The organism is Paenibacillus sp. FSL P4-0184 (genome assembly GCF_038004625.1).
GTDB lineage: Bacteria > Bacillota > Bacilli > Paenibacillales > Paenibacillaceae > Paenibacillus_AQ.
The window spans coordinates 882801-907860 of the sequence record NZ_JBBORN010000002.1; the positions used below are offsets into that span (position 1 = coordinate 882801).

Consider the following 25060-nt stretch of genomic DNA (forward strand, 5'->3'; position numbering starts at 1 on the left):
TTTCTTCTTATATATTGGACTTCCAGATGCAATTACACTTGCTGTAGTTTAGTAAATAATCATTATAAGTGTTTATTACCAATCATTTACTTTAAGAAGTGATACTATAGAAAATAGAAGGTGAAATAGCAGCGAGGAGGAATTGTACATGCAATTAATGGGATGGTCTGAGGATGAAATATCTTATGAGTTAAGTAATGATTATTCAATTCATAGGGCTGATTCGAAAGAGTGGGGAGTGTATTGCTCCATTTATTATAATATTCAATATATTGGCTTTTTTAGAGAAGATGGGTTCAATTCTGCCCAAAAGAATGCTTTTTGGATCTATAAAGGGGAGGCGAAAATAGGTGGAGTAAGGATGTCACCTAATCGGATCTATCATTTATTTGTTATTCCACCTTTTAACGATACATTTGTGGTGCTTAAACTTCTAAAAAAGCTTTTGATATATTGGTCTGACCGAACGGAGCCTATAAAAACCTTCGAGGTTCTACCGGATCAAGTTCATTTATTTGCGCGGGCAGGATTTTGGCCTGATGAGTTCAGATGCCGCTGGATGCAGCGTCCTACAGATCATTTCGAGGTGGAATGGAACGAAGAATTTAGAATTGAAAGTCCACAGATCGAAGAGGATGGAAAAGGCGCTAAACGCTTTATTCTTGAAGATCAGATCGCCGAATGTAGCTACGCTAGCTTTGCCGGAAGTCTCGAAGCGACTAGAAGAAAGAAATTTTCCTATGAAGATTTTATTCCAAGTGAAGAACCGAATTATACGAATGAAGCATTACTTACCGCGTCAACGCTTGTGTATGATAGGAAATCGGGACAGTTAATTGCGAATTGTCTCTTGGGCTTACAAGGAGATTACGCAGCAGTTTATAGTATTGGTGTAATGCCCGGTTATAGAGGCAAAGGGATAGCGACACTGATGTTGAAAAGAGGACTAAGCCTCCTTAAAGATAAGTATCCTTTCCTTAGATTATATGTCATGGAAGGTAATGATGCGGAGTCTGTTTATACGAATCTAGGATTTGTTCCAGGAGTACAAGAGATACAGAGCATGTATATTCCTGTAATGGATTAGCGAACAAAACATAATACTTACTTAGACACTTGCCTAGAACTTAAAATGTGATTTCTTAATAGAATGTTGTGAAGTCCAGGTTTATAGGGAGGTTCACAACAGATGGTAAAGAAAAAAGCTACTCTTAAGAAGAAAACATTATATTCTCAATACGCGCAGAGACATGTACATGAATTTGAAGGTAGTACGAAATTGGCTGAAGAAGGTGCAGATCGACATAACCATCGCTTTGCAGGTGTTACTGGGCAGGCGATTAGAGTAGGTAATAGCCATATTCATGAAATTGATCTTAGTAGAACTGATTTCGTTAACCATTTTCATAATCTTAAAAAGATAAGAACAGGCCCGGCTATTTCAGTAGGAAATGGCAAGCACGTACATTTTGTATCTGGCCAAACTACATTAAATGATGGTCATGTCCATCGATTCAATTTCGCAACATTGATTCAAGCTCCACTTGTTTAATGAATAAATCTGGTATGAAATGAAGCTCTCAAGGAATGAAAGAGCAAATAAAAAAAGGCTGCCGGATCGCAGCCTTTTTCATCCCATCTAGGCATGTGAGGTTATGGGGAACATGAAATGTTTAGGTAGTTCTTTTAAAAGTGGACGCACAAATAACACATCCTCACTCTGGGGAATTAATGCTGACTCTATATGATCTATGGCATAATCAGGTGTGAAATAAAAATGTATAGTCTCCGTTTCAGGAGAAATAATGCTGTTCAATATCGCGTCGATATCCATACTTGTAGTACTAATAATATCGAAAATATGAAGCTGATGCTCCTCATGTCTAAAGATCACTACGACGTCAGCTTCTTCAATATAGTAAAAAGAATCATGGAAAGGAAGGATAAAATAAAACAGCAGCTGATGTTCATTGTTTACAACGCTGAGTATAGAGGACACCGGAACTTTTCCTTCAGCGAATTTTTTTATCATGTTGAAATCAACGGAGTTATTCATAGATAAGGGACGCACAGAGAAGATTTTAGACGTTTGATTTCTAAGATTAGAAGCGTTAATCGAAAAACTGCTTTCTTGCACACGTTCAAATCCGAATTTAGGATAAAAGTCCAAAGCACTGTCGTTTGCAAATAAGTAAATGAAGTCATATTCATGTTCGTATTTCGCGATAATATGATCTATTAATTTCCTGGATAATCCTTGCATACGATAATCAGGATGTGTCATTACAGTGCCAATTTGAATGGCGTTATACTCTTTTTGATTTATGAGAATCGTCATTTTGTTTATGGACGCATTTGCGATCACATGGTCCCCATCGATATAGGAATAACAAATATATTTGTCACTCCAGCCTCCTTGTTCATACCATGGCGAGAAATCAATCCCGAAGATCGATTTAGCTAAGGCATTAAAGCTATCTTTATATTTTTCGATATGCTTATAATCACTGACCAATTGGTAATCGCTCATAAGTATGCCTCTTTTCCAAAGTGTTTTTCATAGTCGCGTTTAATGGTTATATCTTACTACACCGTTCTATAGTAATGTTTATTATAAAAAAATAATCCCGAAATTATTTGGAGGCTAGAAAATGAGAGAGATAGATTATAGTAATTATTACTGGAAAGACGAGAAAATAAGATTACGATCAATACAAGAAGGGGATTGGGAAGGCTATTATACGAATCGTTTTGATACCCCAGCACGGAGACTCTTACAATGTGCAGTTGAACTACCACCCACCATTGCCGAAGCTAAAAATTTTGCGGAGACTTACGCTGAATTCTCATCGAATAGACTAATGTTTACGATCGAAGATTTGCATGGTGAAAATGTCGGAGGCGTAAATCTAAATAGCATTGATGAGAAAAATGGTACGTTCAGCATTGGTGTGCAGGTGGATAAAGATCATCGAGGTAAAGGGTATGGAACGAGAGCTATAACCATCCTCTTAAAATATGCTTTTTTCGAGCGACGGCTAAATAAATTCAATGAATGTGCGCTTGAAGGTAATGAAGGTTCTATAGGGATGTTAAAGAAAGTCGGCTGCGTGCAAGAGGGCGTGCGACGGAAAGTCATTTACACGAACGGACGATATTATGATTTGATATTGTTTGGATTGACGAAGGAAGAATTTATGGAGAAAAACAGAGATGAACAATCATGAGCTCAATCGCTCGATTAAGGGATTTTCGAGTAATATAGTCCGTTCCACAACATCCCGCACTACTCCCATTATGTGGGAGTTTTTTTGTGGATTTTACTTACTATACTAGAGACATAAAATGTAAGTTTATAGTCAATTATTTGATTTGTATTTTTAATTGTAGATATTTGGAAAGCGTTTTCGTATTGAACGATATCCGCTATTATAAGAGGATAACTAAAAATATGAAAGTTCAGTGTAAAATAGCATCTAAGGAAAAGAGGGCTACGTATGAATATTTTAATTATTGAAGACGATCCCAGCATTCAAATGCTGCTAAAATTGAGCTTAGAGGTGGAAGGGTATCAGACGAAAGCTGTAGGAACGGTGACTAAGGCGTGGGATGAACTTGCAAGATGGTCTGCCGATTTAATTCTGTTAGATCTTATGTTACCTGACCGTTCCGGGTTCGAGCTTCTTCAAATGCTTCAACAACAGTATAAGTCAGTACCGGTAATCGTGCTCACCGCTAAGAATGAAATGAATGATAAAATCCTTGGCTTTCAGTTGGGAGCAGATGATTATCTAACGAAACCTTTTGAGACAAGGGAACTTATCGAGCGCATTAAGGCAGTTATGAGACGAATGAAGATGGTGGCGCCTCCTGAAGTGATCAAGATTGGACCTATTGAAATTGATAAGAATGGACGTACCTGTAAGATAGGGGAACAATGGCTTAAGACAACTAGTAAAGAGTTTGACTTCATGTGGCTCTTATGTGCTCATCCTAAGAAAGTTTTCACTCGCGAAGACTTGCTTGATCAGGTCTGGGGTTATGATTATTATGGGCATACAAGATCCGTGGACATGGTGGTAAACCGTCTTCGGGAGAAAATGAAACCCAACGAGCATCTGATCGCCACTATACATGGGACAGGCTATAAGCTGGAGGTATAGAAGATGGGGCTGCGAAATAAAATGTTTATTCAGCATGCCGTTACGATTGTTATGCTGCTCACAGCGATGTTTTTTATCGTTAATTATACGCTTAACCAAAGTATGATTAAACGGGATACTCAGACGTTAAGTCAGTATTTTGGCTTGCATCGTATTGAGGCATTGAAGATTGTCAGTGATCAGAAAATTAATATAGATCAATTATTTTCAGGTAAGTACGCCCCCTTTATTGCGTCACATTTGGCGTCAAACAGCAATTTTCAAGTACAACTATTCGCACTAGATGAGACGATTGTTGGGAGCAGCAGTGATAAAGAAAACTTACTGAAACGTAACGATATTGAGAAAGCGCTTACCGGGAATGCTGCAACGGTCATAACTGCAGGTGAAGGTACACAATATCTAATCTACTCAGTTCCCTTCTGGTATGAAGGAGAAATTGTGGGTGGATTTCGATATTTATTGGACCTCCATGAGAATTTACAGACATTAAACCAGATGCGTACATGGTTCATCGCTGCAGCTGTAGGATGTTTAATTTTTTCGCTTATGGTCAGCTATTCATTCTCATCTTTGTTGGTAAGGCCTCTACATGCCTTGCAGCAGGCGCTTAAGCTTGTATCCATTGGCGACTTTAGCAGAAAGATACAGGCGAGTAGTCAGGATGAGGTAGGAGAATTAGCCAAGGATTTCAATCATATGTCGGATGCGCTGCAACATCATATCAAAATGTTAAAGTATGAACAGGGAAAGCAGAAAGCTTTCTACGACAACATAACTCATGAATTAAAAACACCATTAACTTCGATTATCGGGTTTTCGGATTTAATTGAAAGAATGAATAAGAAGGATGATATACAGGAGTGTAATACCTATATCCGTAAAGAGAGTACTCGGTTGTTAAATATGGTTGAGGATTTGTTACAGACCTCACTGATTGGTGATGAGGCTTGGCGTATCAAGCTGGAGTGTACTGATTTAGGGGCTGTCATTATGGATAGTCTACGAATCTTAGAGCCGACCCTTCAAAAATCCGCGATTGTTACCACGCTAAAGATCTCATCTTGTGAAGTGAATTTAGATCCCAAGAGAACTCAGCAAGTTCTATTTAACGTGATTGATAACGCTATTAAGCATAGCGAATGCACAAATCTCTATATCGAGTTAACGGAGCATGAGGGCTTTGGGCTGGTTCGTATCATAGATAACGGGAGAGGGATATCGCAACAATTGCAAAGTATATTATTTCTACCCTCGGCAGAAAAACAGGATCGTATTATTTCAAACGAATCACATGGGTTAGGATTACCTCTATGTAAACAGTTTATGGAACTTCAAGGAGGGAGTATCGTCATTACTAGCTCGGAGAAGAAGGGGACAGAGATTCAGCTGAGATTCCCCTTAACACAACAAATGTAAGCGCTGTTACAAAACTGATACAAATTTAAAATTTTTCTGATATATGAGGAGGTTAAAGTAAGTGCCAGAGGATAAGAAAGGGCTTTCATGGTTTCGCCTCATCTTGTTACAAGTCATCATAGGCAGTCTGCTAATCGGCATGTGCGCTTACACTTTTCGAATACCTCTTGATGAAGTGCATGTTGTACCTCGACAGGAGGATCAACTTGACCGCATTGCTGGCGTTCCGATGCGCGTGGATATTACGTATCCAGGCCTAGGGACGATATCCATTGAGGATCCGAAGGAATTGCTGAAATTGAGATCTACTTTTTCTGGGTTGTTATCATCAGGAATGCAGCGTCCACAACAGTTGGTTCCGAGACTTCTGTTGACGGGAACGATGGCCTATCTGGATCAAGAAGATATTCCTTTTCAAGTGGAAACGAATGCGTTTCACTTCGGTGCGGAGTCAGTTAATTCGCTTAATGTAAGTGCTACTATCCGCAAGCTGCAAAGTACACTCATCGATAAGATGTTAACAACGTCGAGTATTGGATCTGCTGTGGAAAACAAGATTAATGATGTGTTCACACTACAGCAGGGAGTACTTACAGCTCTCACTCAGGTTGAGAGGAAGGCGTTGATATCGCAGATTCGTGCAGCAGAGCGTATTATCGATTTCAGCCATTTTGATGACTTACAACGTACACCCGATGCTCACTTTGTCATTCAGCTCACGAATGATTATCGAGTGAAAAAGCACTGGATCCATGTGGATCGGTATAACGGTGCTTACTTCGTGGTCTATGACCTTCTGGATGAGACCAATCAAAGAGTCTATTTCAAACTAAATAATGCCTCATACTGATCTTGAAGGGATGGTTTAGTCAATGGCGAGAAAGAAAAAAAACAGTAAGTCAGTCATTTTATTGTCAGTCATAGTAGTTGTGTTGGTAGCGGGGTTCTTCATGTATAAATCAGGAGTATTTGGCGGTAAAGAAATCAAAAAAATTACCGTATATTCCATTTTTCAAGAGGAAGAGGCTCGTAAAATTCTGGATAAATTCAAAGCTGAAACCGGAATTGACTATGACATCCTACGTTTGCCAAGTGGAGAAGCGGTATCCCGTGTACAGAATGAAATGTCGAATCCACAAGCCGACTTTCTGATGGGAGGGCCAGCAGATTCGCACCAAGTACTGAAAGAGGCAGGTTCATTGGAAGCTTACGCTTCTCCGAATGCTTCTGACATCGCTGACAATATGAAAGACAAAGATGGCTTCTGGACAGGGTTTTATCTAAATCCAATCGCTATAGGTATTAATGAAGAACGTTGGAAAGAGAAATATGGTAGTGATCCATACCCTGAAACTTTTAAGGATTTACTCGATCCTAAATTCAAAGGTGAAATCGGTATGTCTGATCCAGCAACATCGGGTACAGCATATACAGCAGTAGCTTCTTTAGCCCAAGTATGGGGTGATGATGAGATGTTGAACTATATCAAACAGTTGCTACCTAACCTTAAGGAAAGACCTAAGTCTGGCATTGAGCCAATTCAGAAAGCTGCTAAAGGGGAGTATACAATTGGTGTGACTTTCCTAGGCGATCAATTGAAGATTAAATACCAAGGCAACCCAATTGTTAGTGTTGTTCCAGAAGCAGCAGGTTATGAAGTTGGAGCCTTATCCATTGTTAAGGGTGGACCTAATACAGAGGCTGCGAAGAAGCTTATGGACTATATGCTTACCAATGAACCGGGTGAGTTGTATACGCAATCTGCATACGCAGTATCCGTTAAAGCATCAGTACCGATTCCTAAAGGTGGCATTGATATTGAAACAACGAAATACAACGATGCTTATGATTTGTTAAAAGCAGCATCGCAGCGTAAAGAGTTGCAAAATGCATTAAAAGATTTGAAATAAAAGAGCCAATAGGGGTATTGCATGGCTGTACCATATATGGTGACTGTAATGCCCCTCAAATTGGATGGCAGAAAGGTGGGAGTCGCCCCCTATGAAAGAAAAAAAAGGCATTGGGGAGTCGATCAACAGGCTCTTTAAAGATCCATCGTCACTCGTACTTGTACTGACTAGCTTTGCATTTCTCATTCTATTTGTTATTTATCCGCTGGTAGTCGTTGTGTTTACATCTGGATTTGATAATTGGGCAACGTTTTTTAGTAAACCCCGTTATGGAAAAGCGCTATTAAATACGGTAGTTAGCTCATCATTATCCGCTTTTACAGCAACAGTGTTTGGATTTATTTATGCGTATGCGATTCACTACAGTAACATCAGAGGAAAGAAGTTCTTTCGATTTATAGCCTTTATTCCATTATTAGCTCCTTCGGTTATGAGTGGTTTAGCATTCCTATTGCTTTTTGGACGTGGGGGAATGATCTCACAATGGTTAAATACCAACTTTAATTTTGAGCTTGATTTGTATGGATTACCGGGGCTGTGGATTGTTCAGACGATATCCTATTTTCCACTTGCCTACATGACTATAACAGGTGTGCTCCGCGCTATATCACCGAATCTGGAGATAGCAGCACAGAATCTTGGGGCTAGAGGGTTTAAATTATTCAGGACGATTACGCTGAAACTTGCACTTCCAGGTGTTATTAACGCATTCTTGCTGGTAGCGATTAACTGCTTCGCTGACTTCGGAAATCCAAAGCTAATTGGTGGTAACTATTCACTTTTAGCAGTTGAAATTTACGGAGAAATCATTAATAACGAGGCAGGACTAGCTTCGGTCATGGGGATTATCTTAGTAATTCCTGCACTGATTGTATTCTGGGTTCAGAATAAGATTTTATCTAAAGGCTCCTACTCAACGATAACTGGTAAGCCGGTATCTGGTTTGAAACGGATCACTACATCTAAGAGGACAGATGCATTACTTTTCTCTTTTAACAGTTTAATCTCATTGTTCATTATTTCGATGTTTGCGATCACCATTCTTTTCGCCTTTACGAAAAACTTTGGTCGAGATAATACGTTCACACTGGATCATATTATGAAAGTTGTCTTTAGTTCATCTAGTCCAGCCGTTTTGAACAGCTTAGTGTTATCGCTAATTAGTGCGTTGCTGGCGGTGGCTCTTGCATTAGTGCTCGCCTATATAGTAGTTCGCAAACCTTTTCCAGGTAAAAAATTACTAGATTTCAGCGCGGTTCTTCCAATTGCGCTTCCAGGAACATTCGTTGGTCTTGCACTGATTGTTGCGTTTAGTAAAGGTCCGATTGTTTTGCAGGGATCTGCAGCATTGATTGTCATTGCGATGTTACTTAAACAGATGCCTGTAGGTTATCGGGGCTTGACTGCGTCTTTTAAACAAGTGGATAAATCGATCGAAGAAGCAGCCACCAATCTGGGTGCGAGTAGCCGTAAGACGCTAACAACGATTGTATTTCCAATGTTGCAAAAAACCGTCGTAGCGAACTTTGTCTATGCGTTTATGAAAAATATGAATACTTTGAGTACGATAATCTTCCTAATTACCCCTAAATGGGTTGTTGCAGCAGTATCGATCTTTAACTATGCCGAAACGGGAACCTATTATTGGGCAGCCGCTGTGGCAGTGGGTTTGATGGGTGCAACGCTTGGAACACTGGGAGTAATCAAGTTGATCTTCCGTTCCAAAGTGAAAATATTTGATTTCTAATGATTTTGAAGGGAGTGGGCACGATGGAATCCAACATACTACTAGATTTGAAAAATGTGAATAAAGTGTTCGGCAATAACCATGTCTTGAAAAATATCAACTTAAAGATTGAACGGGGGAAGTTCATCACCTTCCTTGGTCCGAGTGGTTGTGGGAAGACGACTTTATTACGTTCCATCGCGGGTTTCTATACCATCGATGATGGTGAGGTGTGGATTGATGGGAATTTGGTTAATGAATTACCTCCATATAAAAGGGGCACTCCAATGGTGTTCCAGGAATATGCCTTGTTCCCGCATATGACGGTATTTGATAATATTGCTTATGGACTAGATATTAAGAAAAGACCTGAAGCAGAAGTACAGGAACGGGTAATGGCTGTTATGGCCCAGGTCAAATTATCCGGACTTGAAGAGCGATATCCCCATGAAATGTCTGGTGGACAACAGCAACGTGTAGCTATGGCTCGTGCCTTAGTGATGAATTCACCGATTATTCTCCTGGATGAGCCACTAAGTAATCTAGATGCTAAATTACGTGAAGAGGTACGCGTTGAACTGCGAACAATTCAACAGGAACTTGGACTAACCGTAATATATGTAACGCATGATCAATTGGAAGCTTTGTCGATGTCAGATCAGATCGTTGTTTTTAATAAAGGAGCTATTGATCAGTACGGTACGCCGCACGAAATATATTATAAACCTCGTACACAATATGTAGCTGATTTTATTGGTTCTACCAATTTTATTGAGGCAGTAGTCATGCAAAGTAAAGAGGGTACGGCAACAGTTAGCTACGGCTTTGGAGGGGATAACGTTACTATTACTACAGAAGAGAAGCTGACAGAGGGTGAGGAAGTTCTTCTGAGTGTTCGCCCCGAATCATTGCGACTAAATCATCCGGACATTAGCGGATTTAACATCATGGGAGTAGTCCAATCCTCGATGTTTCTAGGAGAAAAGGAAAGATATTTCCTTGCAGATCAATGGGGCAAAGAATGGATTGTCGATGCTTATGATATTGGTCAAAAGACTTTCGATGGTCAAGTTCGGATGAGTGCGGCAATAGACAAAATTCATATTATTAAAAAGGTTAGTCCGTAAACTGAAGTAGATGTTCCAAAAAAGGAAAACAGTCGTTTTCCTTTTTTGGCGTATCGTTTTTTTATAGAACGGCGGCTATAGGCTAGTTTAGCGGGAGGAGACGTTCTAATTGAGAATAAAGGTAATTATCATGTCATTGGTTGCGGTAACAATACTTCTTCTAATATATTTCTATCCTGGACAGAAAAGCAATCAGCCTCTCAAAGTATATGTAATTTTTCAAGAGGATGAAGCGCGTATTCTGTTGGAAAAATATAAGAAGAAGACGGGACAGTCTTATGAGCTTATTCGCATGTCTGGCGGTGAGGCAAGCTACCATTTGATGTCGATCAATAAGACTGGCATTGATGTTGTTCTCGGTGGGCCTGCTGATCTTCATGAGCAGCTCAAGAACAAAGGGAAATTAATTCGCTATTCATCACATGTTGCTGATGAGATCCCCGACATTTATAAAGATAAAATGGGCTATTGGACAGGTATATACATGGGTGCATTGGCTATTGGTGTAAATGAGCAGGTCTGGAATCAAGATCCTCAGCTTGTAGCTTTACCTCTTCCGGAACGCTACGAAGACTTATTACGTCCCGAGCTCAAGGGGAAAATTGAAATTCCGGACCCAGAAACCTCAGGTACAGGATACACATTGTTAGCCTCTCTTGCACAAGAACGTGGGGAGGAGCAAGCTCTAGCATTGGTGAGTGCTCTTAAGAAGCAGAGTTCATCAACTACATTCTCAGGAATTAGTTCTGCGCAGCGGCTTGCAGTAGGTGAAGTTGCTGCTGTTATCAGCTTTATGGGCGACCAGCTTCGATTTAAGAATTCGGGATATGCTATACAATCTTCTATTCCTCCACAAGCTGGATGGGAGATAGGTGCAGTGTCGATCTTGAAAGGTGGGAACAACGTGATTGCTGCTAAGCAGCTGGTGGATTTTGTACTGTCAACAGATGCTCAAACAGATTATATGAATTCCGCATTTTCCTTACCTGTGATGCCGAATATTAAGATCCATCCGCTATTGTCTTCTGTTAAGCTGGAAAAATTAATGATTACGTATCGATTCGATATCGCTGCTGCGAACCGGGAGGAATTACTCACTAAATGGCACGAGGCCAATAAACGCTAAGGTATTGTTCAATCATTATTCAGCGGCCATCGAGAACTTTATGGGGTTAAGTTCTCGATGGCCGTTATTTATTACTCAAGAAAACCAACTTTCATCATATGAAAAATTCACAATAGAAAATCACAAAATAAACAACTCTATCTAGTTACTTTCAATAAATTCATCATCTATCCCTATTAAATTTCTATACAAATCGGAAAAAGTGAACCCACTACCACATTTCAGGTTGTGAAAGTTGGAAAATAGTGCTTATACTAGAGTTATAGAAGGTAAGATTAACCAAAAAAACACAACATGAGGAGGGTTTATATGGCGTTTATGATTGCTCAACGGGCTTTTATCAAAGTATATCTTATAACAATGGTAGAACAACATCGCGGGTATGGATACCAGATGCTTGAGGATTTACGTAGAGATTTCAAGGCACATGGATATTCTCCCCCACAGAGCGAAATCTATCGCGCCTTGCATGAGCTGGTACAGCAAGGGATTTTATATCGTACTAAACAGCTAAAAGGGAATGACCCGAAGGTGGATTTTCAAGAAATCGTCTTATATCATTTTACTTCCGATGGAGAAGAGAAAGCGAAGCTATATAAGAAGCAGGTGAAGACTGATCTTGATCGCTGCTTAGGTATTTTAAACAAAGCGGTTGCGGATAACTTCTAGAACTGGAACTTTAGTTATATTTTCAGGATGCTCTCACCCTGTTATAATGGTTACTGCCGGATAATTGCAGTATATACTTGGAGGTAACAAATGATGGATGAACATATGAAACGTCGATTGGACAAACAACGTAAGCTATTCAGCCAACTTGGCATCACTCTAGATGCTCTAACCATACATGAAAAAGAATTCAGTATGAAGCTTCGTGGTTACGATGCGGAGGAAGTGGATACATTTTTAGATAGCGTAATCAAGGATTATGAGCGTTTTTATGCGACAATTGCTGATCTGATGGATAAATGGCAAGAACAGCAGCTGGAGATGCGAGAATTAAAATCAGAAACAAAAGCCACAGAGGTAATTCAGGTTCCTGTACTTCGAGGCATCGACCCTAAGGAATTAGAAGAGGTCATTCTAAAACTGGAGACCAATGTCCGTCAGCTTAAAGAAAAGCTTCCCCAAATTGAAAGCTATTTATAACTCATGAATTTTTGAGTTCAGGAGCTGCGCTTGACATTTATAAATTTACCATTGACGAGTTAGCAGTTCATGATTTATGATATGTTCATAAATGATCATTTATATTTTAGTGGCGTGTTACCGTTAAGGGCATGAGCCAAGGATTGTCTTCATCTCGATGAGACATTTCTTGGCTTTTTTTGTTCCTAATTGACGATAATATGGGAAAGGAGTGATGAGCTTGTCGCGGGAGATCGAGCAATTTCAAGTACAGCGTGTGATTGGGAACAACGTTGTAATGGTTCAGGGAAGCAAGAACGGCAAGGAATATGTCATCATCGGTAAAGGCATTGGTTTTGCTGTGAAAGGTTCAGGTGTGATTGAAGGAAACGATCCTCGTATTGAGAAATTGTTTCGTCTAGAAGACCGCGAATCCTGGAGTCAGTATCAAATATTGCTGGAAGACATAGATCCCAAAGTGATGAGAATAACTGATGAAATAATTGCTGATATCCAAAGTCAATTTCCTGACAAATTAAACGACAAGATTTATTTGGCACTCCCGAGCCACATTCAGTTCACCATTTACCGTCTGCGCAACGGGATGGATATTATTAATCCTTTTTTACAAGAAACTAAGATGTCTTTTCCGAAGGAATTTGATATCGCTTACAAGGCATCAGAGAAGATCAATGCTGAATTTCAGGTGCAAATTCCCGAAGACGAGGTTGGATTTCTAACTTATCATGTGTACTCCGCAGTTAACAATGTATCGGTGGGTCAGTTAGTAAAAGCATCTAATATTGTAAGTGAACTTCTGGACATGATACAGCAAGAACGGAATATAACTTTTGAGCATGGCAGTATGAATCATATTCGATTAATGATCCATTTACGGTTTTCACTGGAACGTATTTTGAAGGGATCACTAATAGATAATCCTTTTGTGAAACATATTAAGAAGGAATACAAGGAAGAATACAAGTTATCTCAAAAGCTCGGTAAAGTGATGCAAAAATCTCTTGGTGTAGATATCCCGGAAGAAGAGCTGTGTTTCCTGGCGATGCACTTACACCGATTATTTCAGACTTTAGTGAAACAAAACTAACATCTTTAGAGGAGTGGAGCATATGTTTTCCAAATGGAAATCAAAAAAAGAAGAGAAACATACTGGACATACAATCGAAATCATGGCACCAATCAGCGGAGAAGCAGTTTCATTAACAGAGGTTCCGGATGAAACCTTTGCTGGTGGTCATATGGGTAGCGGAGTTGCAATCAGACCTTCCGAGGGGATCCTAAAGGCTCCTTTTGATGGCACGGTTGCTCATATCGTGAAATCGAGTCATGCAGTTATTCTGGAACATTCCTCCGGTGTGCAATTGTTGTTACATATCGGAATCGATACTGTCAGTCTTAAGGGCAACGGATTTGTCAGTCATATTGCCTCTGGAGATCAAGTGAAGGCAGGTCAAACCTTAATCGAATTTGATCTGGATGTTATTCGCGCAGCAGGCTGTGACACAATTTCACCTGTAATCGTGACTAGTACGGAGGAAACACCACCTCAAGTGAACGGACATTATGGTCAGGTTACAGCAGGACAGGATCTGATTCTTACAGTGGCTTCAAAGTAATAGGCTGATAGAGCATTACTACTATTGAATCGAAAGGATGATATTGTTATGTTGGCTTTTCTACAAAAATTAGGTAAGTCGCTTATGCTTCCAGTTGCTACTATGCCAGCGGCAGCTATTCTTCAAGGGTTTGGATTGCTTAACTATGAAAAAGATTTGCATCTAGGAGCTACAGTAGGGGGATTCCTGAATCAATATTTTGCTCCATTCCTAAATGCCGGTGCGAATGCGATCTTCGGAAATCTTGCTTTGATATTTGCTGTCGGGGTTGCCATTGGATTTGCCAAGGACGCTGTAGCAGCCTTGTCAGCTGTAATTGCATATATGGTACTGACTAAGATACTAGCTGTCGTACCACTTCAATTCTCCTTCATCAATGATGATGTAGTGTTGAATATGGGTGTGCTTGGGGGTATATTTGCCGGTGCCTGGGCAGCATTTCTATATAAGAAATATCACAATATAAAGATGCCAGATTGGCTCGGGTTCTTTGCTGGTAAACGTTTTGTTCCAATTATTACCGCAGCATCCACGATGGTTCTTGCCGTATTAATTGGAATGATTTGGAGTCCGATTCAAGACGTAATTAGTGATTTCGGAAACTGGGTTGTATCCCTGGGTGCAGTTGGAGCTTTCATCTTTGGTACAGCTAACCGCTTGTTGATTCCGATTGGACTTCACCACGTACTTAATACGATTGCTTGGTTCCAAATTGGTGACTTTACGAATGCAGCTGGTGAATTGGTACACGGTGACTTGTATCGCTTCTTCGCTGGAGACAAAACAGCTGGGATGTTTATGACAGGCTTCTTCCCAATCATGATGTTTGCGCTTCCAGGTGCAGCTCTTGCATTTATTCATACAGCTAAACCAGAAAAACGTAAAATGGTTGCTTCCATCTTTATCGGTTCTGCTATCGCTTCCTTCTTAACAGGGATCACAGAACCCCTTGAATTCTCCTTTATGTTCTTGGCACCAGTACTGTACTTAGTGCATGCTTTACTTACTGGTTTCTCTATGGCGTTAATGTACATTCTAGATGTTAAGCTTGGTTTCGGCTTCTCCGCTGGTTTGATTGACTACCTGGTGAACATGAAACTATCCACTAATGCATGGATTCTTATCCCTGTAGGTCTGTGCTTCTTCGTTCTGTACTATGTGTTGTTCCGCTTTATCATTACGAAGTTCAAGCTTAAGACCCCTGGTCGCGAAGATGATGATGATGCGCTTGTAGCACCTACTGGAGGTAACGGAACAGGTTCAGCTGTTTCTTCCAAGGCTGCTCAAATTCTTGAGCACATCGGCGGACCTTCAAACATCGAAAATATCGATGCTTGTATTACACGCCTTCGTCTGATCGTTAAAGACGAAAAAGCCGTTAAAGATTCCGCTCTGAAACAACTCGGTGCTTCGGGTGTAATGAGACTTGGTCAAGGTGCTGTACAAATCGTATTTGGTCCGAAATCGGAGCAATACAAAGAGGAAATCGAGAAGTTACTATAACTTAACGTACTCCGTTTAAATTTATTAGCAAGGGCTAGTCCGCATACTAGCCCTTGTTTTTTTGTATACTTACAGGTATAAAGTGTTGCAATATATATAATACCTAGTATAATACTTGGTATAACCATACAAAGGAGTCGGTACATATGTCAGTCGACGATTATCTGGACCTTTTAAATTATGCCAAAGCAATTAACGATGGACAGTGGCAGGCTGACATCATAGAGAGCTTAAAGAATCTTAACACAGTATCGGAAGAACCTCAGGTTCAAGAAGAAAGTGTGATAGAATTATGGTCACGGTTTGATTCCGTTAACATATTGATCATGAAGTTGTTTGAGAAGCTGCGTAAGAATGAAGAATCAGATGAAGTGTTACATTGGAAAGAACAGCTGCTGGAGCTTAAGCTGGAGCGGAGTATTTTGTCCAAAAAGATTCTTAACCGATATATTCGAATTCGATAATTGGAATCAAAACAGATAGGTAAGACCAATAATGAAGACAGTTACCTTATTAATTAGGGGCTGTCTTTTTGTATGTTTTATAATGGATTATGATAATTATGAAGAATTCTGATACAAAAATGTACTGACAGTCGTCTTACTTATAGCTGCAGCTGATAAGGAGGATTTACACGATGGAAATTCCGGAATCTGAAATTTTTAAAACAATATTTTATGAACATTACCCTGTTGTCCGCCGTAAGCTTGCCGCTTTGGTACGTGATGAATCGGCGGCTGATGATTTAGCTCAAGAAGTTTTTCTGAGATTGTACCGTAATCCACCAGATGATCCAGCAGCGCTGGGTGCCTGGCTTCATAGAGTCCTAACTCGTATTGGATATGATTATTTGGACAAAAAAGCAAGGGAACGGCGACTGCAGAATAAACAAGAGCAGCTTTATGATGCTAGTGAATCTCCCCCTTCAGGTGAAGAAGTCATAATTAGTAAGCTAGATCAGGAAGATGTACACATCTGGCTGAATGAATTGCCTGAAAGAGACAGACAAGCGCTTCTTCTTCGCTACTCGGGGTACAGTTATGTGGAAATCGCGGGAGAGCTTGGAGTAAGGCCTCCAGTAGTAGGGACCCTGCTTCACCGAGCGACAGAGAAACTAAGACAAAATGCAACGAAGGCGATACCCCAGACGAAGTAGACTTCTTTTGATGAGAAGTTACGAAGTAATCTTTAAAATCAGGAGGTATAATAATGAGTAACTATTCAGGAAAGCAAGATAAAGATAAGCAAAGTACAGACGAAGCCTGGGTCAAGCTGCAGAGTAAGTTAGAGAATGAGCCTTATAATCCTCAATGGGCAAAATGGAGTCAAAATACGGAAGCCCAAGTTGAGGATTCTGTTAACTTAAGTCAGCCAGAAAATCTAGAGAACCTTGAATCAGAGTCAACTCCAACGGTAGTACAGGACATACTTGAAACTACCCATGATAAGAAAGTACAACGTCCGCGTCGACTGCGTATGAACCGTCGTCGGAAGCTAGGAGTTGTAGCTGCGAGTGTAGCTGTTTTTGCAGTCATTCTCGCGACCCCAATTGGAAACACAGCAATGGCATCCATTCTGAATCAGTTCCGGATGGAACAGGTTACGGTTGTTCATGAGAGTGATCTGCGTAATATTTTTACACAGGTGGCTGAAGACGGTGAACTTAATCGATCAATTAATCAATTCGGTGAGTTTACAAACGCTAGCGGGGCTTACATTGGTGAGTTGCCTGCGGATCAACTGAAGGCTACCCTAGGTTATCCAGCGAAAACAGCTGCTTTAGTGGAAGGGCATAATTCAGTTACGGTGGGTGCTTCACAAGATATCACGCTTAATCTGAAAGTGGACGAAGTGAACAAAGCCCTGAAAAAAATTGGAGCAGAACATCTGCTGCCCGAATCGATTGACGGTAAACCAATTACACTTCATATCCCGGAATTTGTGAATTACAATCTCTCATCTGACGAAACGCATTGGGCAAGTCTGTCGCAGATGAATGCACCTGTACTTAACGTTGATCCTTCTATTAAAGTGGAAGAGGCTTTGGAAGCTGTAATGAATTTCCCACTGCTCCCAGATTACTTGAAGACTAGCTTAATGCAAAGCAGAGTCTTATCCGGAGAAATCCCAATGCCGTTAATCGCTGGTGAAAATACGGAGCAAATAACTGTGGGTGACACTTTAGTCATCGTTGACAATTATGAATACAGCCGCGGTCCTGTATATCAAGCTACATGGATTCAGGATGGACAGCTATTCAATTTGTCAGGTGAGCTCTATTCGAGTAAAGAGAAGCTTATGACCAAGGTTCAGGAGCTGATTGAATCATGAGTACTGCAGCAATAGAAGCCAAGTCCCTAACTAAAGAATATGATAACGGGCGCGGTTGTCGAGATGTAAGTATTACTGTAGGGAAAGGGGAAGCCTTTGGCTTCCTCGGCCCTAACGGTGCAGGTAAAAGCACCTTTGTAAAAATGCTTGTAGGACTTATACATCCATCAAGTGGCAGTGGAACTCTGTTCGGGCATAAGATTGGTTCGCTAGAAGCTAAATCGCTAATCGGTTATTTACCCGAATTGTACCGTTATCAGGAATGGCTAACGGGTGAGGAGGTTGTGAGGCTGCATGCAAGACTATGCGGAATGCAGCGGTCTGTAGCAGATAAGAGAATTCCACAACTTCTTGATGAGGTTGGAATAGGTAAGCGTGGACGTGACCGAGTGAAGCATTACTCTAAGGGAATGCAGCAAAGACTGGGTTTAGCTTGTGCACTTGTTAATGAGCCGGCTATCGTATTTTTGGATGAGCCCTCATCGGCACTAGATCCAATCGGACGTCAGGAAGTCCGGCGTATATTACAGAATCTAAAAGAAAAAGGGGTTACGATATTTCTAAACTCTCATCTGTTAGAGGATGTTGAAGTACTTTGCGACCGAATGGCGCTACTAAATAACGGAGTTATTCTCCGGCATGGTAAAGTGTCCGAGGTGTTAAACAAGCGTATGAGCTGGCGATTTAAAGTAGGCGGCTATGCGCCTATTTTATTGTCGTGGCTAAAAGATCAGACAGGCTTGCAGATCCGGGTGTCTTCCCATACCGAAGAATCCATAGACAGTAGTAGGGTTTGGTTGGAAGCGGAGCTGGAAAGTGAAGAGCAGGTGGGTTGGCTGAATACACTGATTATAGAACAAGGGATGACCTTATATGAAGTTTCACATCAGCAAGAACGTCTAGAAGAGTGGTTTATGAATGCTGTATCAGGACTAAGCCACAGAGGTGAACATGAATGAGAATTATAATGGGTATGACCTGGAAAGAACTGATGCGCAAAAGAGTAATGGTGCTGACATTAATTATGACCGTGGTCTTTCTTATTGGGTTTTGGTTTATTGCGGGTACGATCGGGCAAAGTTCTATGTCTCACGGATCGAGTTTTCCTAGCGGAGAAGAACTCCTTATTCGTTTTACAAATGGTTTATTTATTTTATCGTTTGGATTTTTCTTCGGAGCATTTGTAATTGCTTTTTTAGCTATTTTTAGTTCGTTTTCCGCCATTTCAGGTGAGGCAGAGCAGGGAGTGATGCAAGCCTTGCTTCCAAGACCAATTCCACGATGGAAATGGTACGCAGGTCGCTGGCTTGGTTATGTAACACTAGGAATAGGTTATGCACTTATTTTATTTGTTTCTATATTGCTAATTACGCAAGCCCATACCGCAATTCCAAGAGATGGATTAGCGTTATTCAAATCATTTTTGCTCTTTTCTTCCATCGTACCGTTGCTAATAACTGTTTCTATGCTGGGTTCAGGATTCTTCTCAGCCCTTGGGAATGGAGTCTTTATGACGATGCTTTATGGAGCAGGATGGCTAGGAGGAATGATTGACAAGGTAAGTAGTTCATTATTATCTAAGCCCGAAGCACTTAGCACTCTAAATAATATGACGGGTATAATGTCCTTACTTATGCCTGTAGATGGGTTACAGCGCAGAATGACTGCTGAACTGTTTAGTATTAACGAAATGAACGGGATGTTTAACGCTTCCAATAGTCTATTTGGGCTAGATAACTTCACCTCAGTCCCATCTAATTCATTTATCGTCTATGCGATCCTCTATACACTAATAGCGTTCTTAATCGGATTGTATCGTTTTCAACGGAAGGATCTATAGCAGTTTAACAATATTTCGAAGAACTTAAAATGCCCTTTTTGTTGCCGGATTTACGGAACAAAAAGGGCTCTTCAAGTTAGTATAAGTCGGATTAATTTGTAACACCAAGCTCAATCCAGTCTGTTGACCAATTTCCAATTTCACCAAGTATAGGAGCCAACGCGGTTCCTTTTGGAGTAAGGGAGTACTCAATGCGTACTGGCATTTCTGGATATACGGTTCGCTCAATAATACCTTCGATTTCCATTTCTTTTAATCGGTCAGATAACACTTTACCACTTAGATTGGACAGACAGCTTTCTATTTCGCCAAAACGACGTGGACCTGGCATAAGCACGAAAACGATCAGCGCGACCCAACGTTTACTTAGCAAGTCTACCGCTTTTTCAAAGCGAGGACACATGTTGAAATCATTCATAATATCACCTCGACATTCATTATATCATAAACTTACATAAAGTAATTATAAATATTTAAAGATATATTATAACTTGACGAAGTTATATTACAATGATAAACTTACTTACAAATAGTTACTTATATTTTAACTAATATTCGATCCTTAAGTTTAGCTACTGCTAAGCATCGATGGACATTGAGGAAGGTGTACCCATGATTAAACCAGATATTATTTCTATCCTACAAAATAAAATTACTCGAATTCCTTTAGAAAACAGTACAAATATATTAGTTGGACCGATTACTTTACCCGTGAATTTAGACGGAGAGACTGTTACTTTTAAATGGTACAACTGGCTGAACACTACGGATGCAGAGCTTCTTGGTGATAATAGTGAAGCAACAGCCGCTTTGATTTCAAAGTTACCATCCATGAGCCTCGCAGATGGTCAGCAATCCAGTGTTTTAGTATATGGTGATTTCGAAGGCTCAGATGAAGCATTGATTCGGATGCATAGCATTTGTCATACCGGCGATATTTTTGGCAGCAAACGTTGTGATTGTGGCTTCCAACTGCATCAGTCCATGAAAATGATCGTAGAGCACGGTTCAGGTGCGTTATTCTATCTTGCTAACCATGAGGGTAGAGGCATTGGACTGTTTAGCAAATCTTTAGCGTATCTTTTACAAGAAGAAGGATACGATACAGTTGAGGCTAATTTAGAGCTGGGTTTTTCTGATGATTCAAGAAATTATGAAGAAGCGATTAGCGTTCTACAACATCTACGTCATAAACCAGTCACGTTAATTACGAACAATCCGAAGAAACTGGAAGCACTCAAGACTGCAGGTATGAATGCTGTGAAAAGAGTACCGCTGTGGGGAGATGTATCTTCTTTTAACGAGAAATACTTACGCACCAAAGTGGCTCGTTCAGGACATTTAGAGGCAGTGAAAGAAGCGAATCCAATTGTAGGAAGACTGGCTAAGTAAAAATTGAGGTAGTGCTTTTGCACTTCTTCAATTATAATGGGTTACTGGAACCCAACTTTAAGCTTAGTGAGGTACAATATGACTGCTATTCAAGTACAAGACTTACGCAAAACATTCAAAGTACAAAAAAACCGCGAAGGTCTCAAAGGGGCCTTCGCTGATTTGTTTAAAAGGGAGTATACGGAAGTAACTGCTGTGAAGGATATTTCCTTTTCCATTCCCGAAGGTGAGATTTGTGGTTATATCGGCGAGAACGGTGCTGGGAAATCAACCACGATCAAAATGCTCACGGGCATTCTCGTACCCACTTCAGGAAATCTTACGGTGGGTGGGTATGTTCCTTATTTGGAGCGCGAGAAATTCGTGAAGAATATCGGTGTAGTGTTCGGGCAACGCAGCCAGCTATGGTGGGACATTGGGGTCATTGAATCCTTCCAGCTGCTGCGCAAGGTATACCGGGTATCTGAACAAGACTTCAAGAAACGGCTGGATGAATTGGTCGAACGATTGCAGTTGCAAGAACTACTGAATCGTCCTGTTCGTAAGCTCAGTCTCGGTCAGCGGATGCGTTGTGAATTAGTCGCAGCATTACTTCATAACCCTTCGATTGTATTTCTGGACGAGCCAACCATTGGTTTAGATATTGTGGTGAAGTCAGAGATCCGTGAATTCCTTAAAGATATGAACCGTGAGCATGGAACGACCATACTGTTGACTACACATGACCTGCAAGATATTGAAGCCCTTTGCTCGCGGGTGATTATGCTTGATGATGGTCGAATTATTTATGACGGCGGACTAGAAGATCTGAAACAGCGCTGGGGAACCGGACGTGAAGTTCAATTTCAATTCGGAAATGCAACGAAACGGCAATTACTTGAGCTTTGGACTGAAGGGATGCCGGTTACTTGGTCTGCAGACAACGATCTTGGAGCATCGGTTTGGATACCACTGGATATAAATGTATCCGATGTTTTGGGACGGGTAGTAGGGAAAGCCGACATTACTGATATCAAAATCATTGAGACGAATACGGACGATATTGTTCGCAGTATTTATCAATCCGGGTCTGCGGATAAACCAGAGAAACAAGCTGCCGCTCTGAAGGATGAAAGAGAGGCTTTACATGTCTGATAAGCTTAATGCTTCAACAGCTATGTCCTCGTCCTCAGGAAGTTCGTCTTCAGGTGGTCCTCCAGAGAATAGTCGTAGATTACTATTTGGGGCGTACTTAGATTTTATACGAATCCGGTTCCTTACCATGCTTGCTTATCGAATTAACTACTATTCAGGTATTCTTATCTATTCACTGAATATAGGGGTTAACTATTTCACGTGGATGGCAATCTATGGTAATGGGGATTCACTTGGTGGTTTTACCGCAACACAAATGACGTCATATGTAGCTGTTTCTTGGATGGCTCGTGCGTTTTATTTTAATAATCTAGACCGTGAGATTTCTACGGATATACGAGACGGAAGTATCGCTATCCAGTTTATAAGGCCCTATAACTATGTCTTAGTCAAAATGATGCAAGGACTCGGAGAGGGAATGTTCCGCTTTCTCTTGTTTATGATTCCGGGTATGGCTATAGCGATGTTGTTGTTCCCGGTTCAATTACCGACAGCACCATCTGCTTGGGCGGGTTTTCTTGTAATGCTCTTTTTCAGCTTTTTGATTAATTCACAGATCAATATTATTACTGGGCTCTCGGCTTTTTTTGTTGAGAATAATGAGGGCATGATGCGTATGAAGCGGGTAATTGTTGATCTGTTCTCTGGTCTGATCGTGCCGATCAGTCTGTTTCCTGACTGGCTATCTTCTATACTTAAGGTGCTGCCGTTTCAGGCGATTACTTACTTGCCGGGTTCTGTATTTACAGGACGGGTGCAAGGGGTTGGGATTTGGAATGTACTGGGGATACAGATTGTTTGGTTCCTGGCATTACTGATTCCAATTGTCTGGTTATATCATGCGGCGCGGCAGCGTCTCTTCGTGCAGGGAGGTTGAGGAAACGTGTATTACCTTGGATTATTAATTGAATACATTAAGAACTATATGAAGTCCCGGCTCACCTATCGCGCCGATTTTTGGGTAGAGGTCATATCAGATTTGCTCTTTCAGGCTACAAATTTTATCTTTATACTAGTAATCTTCATGCATACGGATAGCCTTGGCGGCTGGAATCAGAACGAAGTAGTGTTCGTTTATGGGTTCTTTATGGTGCCTTTTGGGGTGTTTAGTTGTTTTGTGAATCTATGGGGATTCAGTGAGCGTTACATCGTCAAAGGTGAGATGGACCGTATTTTGACACGTCCGGCGCATAATCTGTTCCAGATCTTTTTGGAAAATGTTGATCCACCAGCACTAATGGGCTCATTCATAGGTATTATTATTATGGCCATCAGTGGTAGTAATCTGGGTCTTCCCTTTGAATGGTGGACGATACCGGCTCTGATCATTCTTACATTAAGTGCCGTCGCCATCTATACTGGAATTTATACAACATTGACTTCGTTGTCTTTCTATTCCGATGCACCAACGGGTATTCTTCCTCTAATGTACAATATTCAGACCTATGGCCGTTATCCGGTAACGATTTACAATCGTGCTATTCAGGTACTTCTAACTTGGATTATCCCGTTTGCATTCGTCGGAGTTTATCCAGCAGCGCTCTTCCTGCAGCGTGAAGAAATGACGAGCCTGGCGCTGATGACACCTGTTGTAGGTGCGATATTCCTTGGGATTGGTCTGTTAGCTTGGAGTTATGGAGTTAGAAGATATAAGGGCGCGGGATCTTAAGCTAAGCTAGTGTCTTCTTAAGTTGGAAAGGCTACCTTCGGGTAGTCTTTTTTTTCACTCCTAATTCATGAATATGCTAAAATCATTAATAACTACAATGGGGAGGAATCATAAATGAATGTGTTAAATATTTTACCATCACCCGAAAACTTAAAAAAACTCATGAAAATATTTGCTTCTCTAAATATTGTCCTATGTCCAGAGGAATGGCTTCGCTATCATAGTTTTGTTTCTGAATTCGATAAGAATGTTTCCTTAGCATCGATTGACAATGGATCAGGTGATCATTTGTTTATTATTTTTTCACCTCAAGGAACGATAATTAAAGGATTTGATCATGAGTCAGAAGTAAGTCCATATGCGCGCGATGAACATGAAGTTTGGCCAGGAATCTATGAAGAAGTCCCGACCTCACTATTGTCTTTACTGGAAGATGAGGCGATAACTAAGGATGATGTTACTTTTTGTTTTTGGCGTGGAAATAATGACTTGACGTGGCAAAAGGGGAAGGTAGAGATTCCAGCGGGGACAGAAGATGGTTCGGACTTTTTGCTAGGAACTATTTTCCGCACAGCTGAGGATTTTGTGGAATTTGCCGAAGGTTATTTTGAACTCACACTCCCCTTAGAGGTTGTTGCACAAGTTTATGAGGGTGCAGCTATTACGAAAGAGATGATTAAAGCGTTAAATCCTGATGGTGATATTGAGAAAATCCTTCAGGAATTAGCAGAGCTAGACTCTTAGGTAATTATCGATTTGAAAACAGAGAGGGATGCGAAAAAAATGAAGGGCTGCCGATAGGCAGTCCTTTATTTTTTGATCGGAAGTATTTCTTAATGAGGAGCAAAAATAGGAAATAAAAACAGAATACTTTCTCTTTATCAAAGTTTTATTTACATATATCATTTTACTAAAGATACAAGTGAGAGGGATAAAACTTTACATAATTCAAGCG

At 40.6% G+C, this 25060-nt stretch carries 27 protein-coding genes; 25 read left to right on the top strand and 2 right to left on the bottom strand.

The window, feature by feature from the left end; translation table 11 throughout:
* Positions 1-148 precede the first annotated feature (148 nt).
* Together MKY52_RS25770 and MKY52_RS25775 are read left to right on the top strand one after the other, a co-directional pair.
* Complete coding sequence (locus MKY52_RS25770; protein ID WP_341054400.1) at positions 149-1087, top strand: GNAT family N-acetyltransferase; 939 nt, start codon at positions 149-151, stop codon at positions 1085-1087.
* Positions 1088-1189: 102 nt separating this feature from the next.
* Positions 1190-1552: a YmaF family protein gene (locus MKY52_RS25775; RefSeq protein ID WP_060624061.1), complete on the top strand. Its 363-nt coding sequence runs from the start codon at positions 1190-1192 to the stop codon at positions 1550-1552.
* An 87-nt stretch (positions 1553-1639) separates the two neighbouring features.
* Here MKY52_RS25775 and MKY52_RS25780 read toward each other — a convergent pair whose 3' ends face one another.
* Positions 1640-2530: a GNAT family N-acetyltransferase gene (locus MKY52_RS25780; protein WP_341054402.1), complete on the bottom strand. Its 891-nt coding sequence runs from the start codon at positions 2528-2530 to the stop codon at positions 1640-1642.
* Positions 2531-2651: 121 nt separating this feature from the next.
* Between MKY52_RS25780 and MKY52_RS25785 the strand changes: the two genes are divergently transcribed.
* From MKY52_RS25785 to MKY52_RS25870, 18 genes are all read left to right on the top strand, one after another.
* The gene (locus tag MKY52_RS25785; RefSeq protein WP_076298888.1) at positions 2652-3227 is read left to right on the top strand and encodes a GNAT family N-acetyltransferase; all 576 of its coding nucleotides are present in this window, start codon (positions 2652-2654) and stop codon (positions 3225-3227) included.
* A 270-nt stretch (positions 3228-3497) separates the two neighbouring features.
* On the top strand, positions 3498-4163 hold the full coding sequence (locus MKY52_RS25790) for a response regulator transcription factor (RefSeq protein WP_341054404.1): 666 nt from the start codon (positions 3498-3500) through the stop codon (positions 4161-4163).
* A 3-nt stretch (positions 4164-4166) separates the two neighbouring features.
* Entirely contained in the window at positions 4167-5582 is a 1416-nt protein-coding gene (locus tag MKY52_RS25795) for a sensor histidine kinase (RefSeq protein ID WP_341054406.1), read from the top strand.
* A gap of 61 nt (positions 5583-5643) precedes the next feature.
* Complete coding sequence (locus MKY52_RS25800; protein ID WP_042187743.1) at positions 5644-6432, top strand: DUF3919 family protein; 789 nt, start codon at positions 5644-5646, stop codon at positions 6430-6432.
* 22 nt (positions 6433-6454) lie between these two features.
* Positions 6455-7492 carry an ABC transporter substrate-binding protein gene (locus tag MKY52_RS25805; protein ID WP_341054407.1) on the top strand — a complete coding sequence of 346 codons (1038 nt, stop codon included), beginning with the start codon at positions 6455-6457 and terminating at the stop codon, positions 7490-7492.
* 91 nt (positions 7493-7583) lie between these two features.
* Complete coding sequence (locus MKY52_RS25810) at positions 7584-9239, top strand: ABC transporter permease (protein ID WP_076286420.1); 1656 nt, start codon at positions 7584-7586, stop codon at positions 9237-9239.
* 23 nt (positions 9240-9262) lie between these two features.
* The gene (locus MKY52_RS25815; protein ID WP_341054408.1) at positions 9263-10345 is read left to right on the top strand and encodes an ABC transporter ATP-binding protein; all 1083 of its coding nucleotides are present in this window, start codon (positions 9263-9265) and stop codon (positions 10343-10345) included.
* Positions 10346-10454: 109 nt separating this feature from the next.
* Positions 10455-11471: an extracellular solute-binding protein gene (locus MKY52_RS25820; protein ID WP_341054409.1), complete on the top strand. Its 1017-nt coding sequence runs from the start codon at positions 10455-10457 to the stop codon at positions 11469-11471.
* A 309-nt stretch (positions 11472-11780) separates the two neighbouring features.
* Positions 11781-12140, top strand: coding sequence for a helix-turn-helix transcriptional regulator (locus tag MKY52_RS25825; RefSeq protein WP_042127258.1), 360 nt, complete (start codon positions 11781-11783; stop codon positions 12138-12140).
* A 93-nt stretch (positions 12141-12233) separates the two neighbouring features.
* Positions 12234-12620 carry a DivIVA domain-containing protein gene (locus tag MKY52_RS25830; protein ID WP_042187755.1) on the top strand — a complete coding sequence of 129 codons (387 nt, stop codon included), beginning with the start codon at positions 12234-12236 and terminating at the stop codon, positions 12618-12620.
* Positions 12621-12834: 214 nt separating this feature from the next.
* Positions 12835-13707: a PRD domain-containing protein gene (locus MKY52_RS25835; protein WP_042187757.1), complete on the top strand. Its 873-nt coding sequence runs from the start codon at positions 12835-12837 to the stop codon at positions 13705-13707.
* Positions 13708-13729: 22 nt separating this feature from the next.
* Positions 13730-14236 (top strand): PTS sugar transporter subunit IIA, encoded by a 507-nt coding sequence (locus tag MKY52_RS25840; protein WP_042187759.1) that lies wholly within the window; start codon positions 13730-13732, stop codon positions 14234-14236.
* A 48-nt stretch (positions 14237-14284) separates the two neighbouring features.
* Complete coding sequence (nagE, locus tag MKY52_RS25845) at positions 14285-15739, top strand: N-acetylglucosamine-specific PTS transporter subunit IIBC (protein WP_341054412.1); 1455 nt, start codon at positions 14285-14287, stop codon at positions 15737-15739.
* Between the two features lie 146 nt (positions 15740-15885).
* A complete protein-coding gene (locus MKY52_RS25850; protein ID WP_042187762.1) occupies positions 15886-16203 on the top strand; it encodes a hypothetical protein in 318 nt (105 codons plus the stop codon).
* A gap of 173 nt (positions 16204-16376) precedes the next feature.
* Entirely contained in the window at positions 16377-16895 is a 519-nt protein-coding gene (locus MKY52_RS25855) for a sigma-70 family RNA polymerase sigma factor (RefSeq protein WP_076286416.1), read from the top strand.
* Positions 16896-16948: 53 nt separating this feature from the next.
* Positions 16949-18070 (top strand): hypothetical protein, encoded by a 1122-nt coding sequence (locus MKY52_RS25860; RefSeq protein ID WP_341054414.1) that lies wholly within the window; start codon positions 16949-16951, stop codon positions 18068-18070.
* Positions 18067-19029, top strand: coding sequence for an ABC transporter ATP-binding protein (locus MKY52_RS25865; RefSeq protein WP_341054417.1), 963 nt, complete (start codon positions 18067-18069; stop codon positions 19027-19029). Before MKY52_RS25860 ends, MKY52_RS25865 begins: the two co-directional genes overlap by 4 nt.
* Positions 19026-19910, top strand: a complete 885-nt coding sequence (locus MKY52_RS25870; RefSeq protein WP_341054419.1) for an ABC transporter permease subunit — start codon at positions 19026-19028, stop codon at positions 19908-19910. Before MKY52_RS25865 ends, MKY52_RS25870 begins: the two co-directional genes overlap by 4 nt.
* A gap of 91 nt (positions 19911-20001) precedes the next feature.
* On the opposite strand, the gene MKY52_RS25875 is transcribed toward MKY52_RS25870, so the two are convergent.
* The gene (locus MKY52_RS25875; RefSeq protein WP_042127276.1) at positions 20002-20328 is read right to left on the bottom strand and encodes a winged helix-turn-helix transcriptional regulator; all 327 of its coding nucleotides are present in this window, start codon (positions 20326-20328) and stop codon (positions 20002-20004) included.
* Positions 20329-20522: 194 nt separating this feature from the next.
* On the opposite strand from MKY52_RS25875, the gene MKY52_RS25880 reads away from it, so the two are divergent.
* The 5 genes from MKY52_RS25880 to MKY52_RS25900 all read left to right on the top strand — a co-directional run bounded on the left by MKY52_RS25880 (position 20523) and on the right by MKY52_RS25900 (position 24849).
* A complete protein-coding gene (locus tag MKY52_RS25880) occupies positions 20523-21302 on the top strand; it encodes a GTP cyclohydrolase II (protein ID WP_076286411.1) in 780 nt (259 codons plus the stop codon).
* A gap of 78 nt (positions 21303-21380) precedes the next feature.
* Complete coding sequence (locus MKY52_RS25885) at positions 21381-22436, top strand: ABC transporter ATP-binding protein (protein ID WP_042187774.1); 1056 nt, start codon at positions 21381-21383, stop codon at positions 22434-22436.
* A gap of 127 nt (positions 22437-22563) precedes the next feature.
* Entirely contained in the window at positions 22564-23313 is a 750-nt protein-coding gene (locus tag MKY52_RS25890; RefSeq protein ID WP_042193809.1) for an ABC transporter permease, read from the top strand.
* A gap of 48 nt (positions 23314-23361) precedes the next feature.
* Entirely contained in the window at positions 23362-24105 is a 744-nt protein-coding gene (locus tag MKY52_RS25895; RefSeq protein ID WP_179085851.1) for an ABC transporter permease, read from the top strand.
* Positions 24106-24219: 114 nt separating this feature from the next.
* On the top strand, positions 24220-24849 hold the full coding sequence (locus MKY52_RS25900) for a hypothetical protein (protein ID WP_341054421.1): 630 nt from the start codon (positions 24220-24222) through the stop codon (positions 24847-24849).
* Positions 24850-25060 lie beyond the last annotated feature (211 nt).